This is a genomic window from Streptomyces sp. NPDC051582 (assembly GCF_040681715.1).
In the GTDB taxonomy this organism is placed as follows: domain Bacteria; phylum Actinomycetota; class Actinomycetes; order Streptomycetales; family Streptomycetaceae; genus Streptomyces.
The window spans coordinates 1-3659 of record NZ_JBFAZJ010000089.1; the positions used below are offsets into that span (position 1 = coordinate 1).

Genomic DNA, 3659 nt, shown 5'->3' on the forward strand with positions numbered 1-3659 from the left:
CTGGACGTCTACACGACGCAGTTGTCGTCGCTGGTGGAAGGGCCATTGGACCGCGCGGCGCTGCGGGCCGCGGCGTCCGTGGTCGTGGACCGGCATGCGAATCTGCGCGCGGCCTTCATGCACGAGGGTCTGCGGCAGCCGGTCCAGGTCATTCCGCGGAGGGTGGAGCTTCCCTGGGAGGAGATCGATTTCTCCGACCTGGACGCCGGCCGCCAGGCGGCCGCGGTTGCCCAGTGGCTGGAGCAGGACCGGGCGCGGCGGTTCGACCTGTCCGCTCCGCCGCTGCTGAGGTTCACGCTGATCCGCCTCGGTGACCAGCGGTTCCGGCTGGTCTTCAGCTGTCATCACCTGCTGCTCGACGGGTGGTCCCTGCCCGTGCTCATGCGCGAGCTGTTCGTTGCCTCTGCCCAGGGCGGGCGGGGCGGCCACCTAGAGCCCGTCACCCCCTACCGGGACTACCTGGCGTGGGTGGCGGAGCAGGATCGTGGTGCGGCGCAGGAGGCGTGGCGGCTGTCCCTCGCGGGTGTGGAGGAGGCGACCCGGCTGGCGCCGGTGCGTGCGGGGCGGGTGCCGGTGGCTCCCGAGCGGGTCACGGTGCGCGTGCCGGAGGAGTTGACGGCCGCCTTGACGGCTGCGGCGCGCAGCTGCGGGGTCACGTTGAACACGGTGGTCCAGCAGGCTTGGGCGATCCTGCTCGGGCACATGACCGGACAGGACGACGTGGTCTTCGGTGCGACGGTCGCGGGACGCCCGGCCCAGATCCCCGGCATCGAATCGATGGTCGGCCTGTTCATCAACACCGTGCCGGTACGGGTACGCCTCAAGCCGGCCGAGGCCCTGACCGACGCACTCGTGCGGCTCCAGGGGGAACAGAGCGCCCTCCTTCCCCACCAGCACCTCAAGCTCACCGACATCCACAACCTCACCGCGGCCAATGAGCTCTTCGACAGCGTGATCGTTTTCGAGAACTACCCGGTCGAGAACGAGGCCTTCGAACGGGCGACGTCCGCCCTCAACCTCACTCACGCCGAAGCCCACGACGCCAGCCACTACCCGATGAACCTGCGCGTCCTGCCCGGGGACAGCGTCGAGATCCGCATGGAATACGGACCCGACCTGTTCACCCGGACGGCGGTGGAGCAACTCGGCAGCCGGCTTCTCCTCGTGCTCCGGGCCATTGCCGAAACCCCGGGGACCCCCGTCGGCCGTGTCGGCATCCTCGACGCGCACGAGCGCGAGCAGGTGCTCTCTGCCCTGCACGGCCGACGTGACGTGGCGGAGTTCCGCGATGTCGTGGACAGGATCAGGGAAGTCGCCCGCCGGCAGCCGGACGCGGTCGCCGTCACGGACGACGAAGGAGACGTCACCTACGAGGCCCTGATGTCCCGAGCGAGCGCACTCTCCAGGCGCCTTGCGGAACGCGGGACGGGCGTGGGAGCACTCGTCGGAATCCTTTCCGATCCCGGCGCGCCGTTCGTCTGGTCGGTGCTGGGCGTGTTCGGCAGCCGGGCGGGCTACATCCCGCTGGATCCCCATGCCCCGAACGCGCGGAGCGCGACGTACCTCACCGACAGCGGTGCGGGCTGCCTGCTCACGGAGAAGAAACACCTTGAGCAGGCTCGGGCCATCGCGGCGGCGTCGGGCGGCAGCATCGAGGTCCTGGTCATGGGCGACGAACAGGACGCGGCCGAGTGGTACCCGAGCCGGTCCAGGACCTACGACATCGCGTACTCCATCTTCACCTCGGGTTCCACCGGGCGCCCGAAGGGCGCGATGGTCCACCGGGCCGGCATGGAGAACCATCTGCTGGCGAAGATCGAGGACCTGAGCCTTTCCGCCACGGACCACGTCATGCAGAACGCACCGCTGACCTTCAACATCTCGGTCTGGCAGATGTTCGCGGCGCTGATGCTCGGCGGGCGGATCCGTGTCGTCGACCGGACGGTCGCGGCAGACCCCAGGGAGCTCTTCCGGCGCGTGACCGACGAAGGCGTGTCCGTCCTGGAGGTCGTACCCTCCCTCCTCCGGGCCGCCCTCGACCTGTGGGACGCCGAGGGAGTACGGCTCGAACTGCCGCGGCTCCGCTGGTTGGTGGTGACGGGCGAGCCGCTTCCGGGCAGCCTGTGCGAGCGGTGGTTCGCGCGGTACCCGCAGATCCCGCTGGTCAATGCCTACGGATCGACGGAATGCTCGGACGACGTCTCGCACGCCATCATCACGAGCGAGAAGTACGGTGCCGAGCAGAAGGTCACCATCGGCACCCCGATTCGAAACATACGGCTGTACATCCTGAACGAGGCTCTGCAACCGGTCCCCCCGGGAATGCCGGGCGACCTGTACGTCAGTGGTGTGGGCGTCGGACAGGGCTACATCGGCGACGCGAACCGTACGGCGGCCGCCTTCGTGGCCGACCCCTTCTCCGACGAACCCGGTGCCCGGATGTACCGCATGGGTGACTACGTCAGGTGCCTCCCGGACGGCCGCCTGGAGTTCGTGGAGCGACGGGACCACCAGGTCAAGATCCGCGGACAGCGACTCGAACTCGGTGAGATCGAGATCTCCCTGGCCGAGCACGCCCTCGTGAGCCAGGCGGCCGTGGTCGTACGGGAGGACATCCCCGGCGACAAGCGGCTGGTGGCGTACGTGGTGCCGGGCGCCGGCGCGGGAACCGGCGCTCTCGACCCCACTGTGCTGCGTGGTTTCGTGGCTGAGCGGCTTCCGGACTACATGGTGCCGTCGGCCTTCGTCGTGCTCGATGCGCTGCCGTTGACGCCGAACGGCAAGCTGGACCGGCGTGCTCTGCCCACCCCGGAGTACGCGGCGGTGGGAGCGGGCCGTGGGCCGCGCTCGCCGCGGGAGGAGATCCTGTGCGGGCTCTTCGCGGAGGTCCTGGGCGTGGAGTCGGTGTCGATCGATGACGGTTTCTTCGAGCTGGGTGGCCATTCGCTGCTCGCGACGCGCTTGGTGAGCCGGATCCGGTCGGTCCTCGCGGTCGAGGTCAGTATCCGGTCGTTGTTCGAGGCTCCGTCCGTGGCCGGGCTGGTGGGGCGGCTCGATGAGGGTGTTCGGGTTCGTGAGGCGTTGGGGCGGCGGGTGCGGCCGGAGGTGCTTCCGGTGTCGTTCGCGCAGCGTCGTCTGTGGTTCCTGGGCCAGCTGGAGGGTGTGTCGGCGACGTACAACATCCCGCTGGTGCTGCGTTTGACGGGCGCGCTGGATGTGGCGGCGCTGCGGGCCGCTTTGGCGGACATCGCGGGCCGGCACGAGAGTCTGCGGACGGTGTTCCCGCAGGTGGACGGCGAGCCGCGGCAGGAGATACGGCAGGGTGCCGCAGGGGTTCCCGATGTTGCCGTGGAGTCCGTGCCGGCAGGCGATGTCGCCGCGATGGTGGCGCGTGTGACGGGTGTCGGCTTCGATCTGGAGCGGGATCTGCCGTGGCGGGTGCGGCTGTTGGAGGTCGCGGATGCTCCGGGTGAGTGGGTTCTGGTGATGGTGGTCCATCACATTGCGGCGGACGGCTGGTCGATGGCGCCGCTGGCGGGGGATCTGTCGCAGGCGTATGAGGCGCGTTGTCAGGGGCAGGCGCCGGAGTGGCGGCCGCTTGCGGTGCAGTACGCGGATTACACGCTGTGGCAGCGGGAGGTCCTCGGTGACGAGGATGA

The 3659-nt window shown here is 69.4% G+C and carries 1 protein-coding gene; it reads left to right on the forward strand.

Going from position 1 to position 3659, the window contains the following annotated elements:
- A partial coding sequence (locus AB0M92_RS39135; RefSeq protein ID WP_366107166.1) for an amino acid adenylation domain-containing protein occupies window positions 1–3659 on the forward strand: 3659 nt, incomplete at both ends.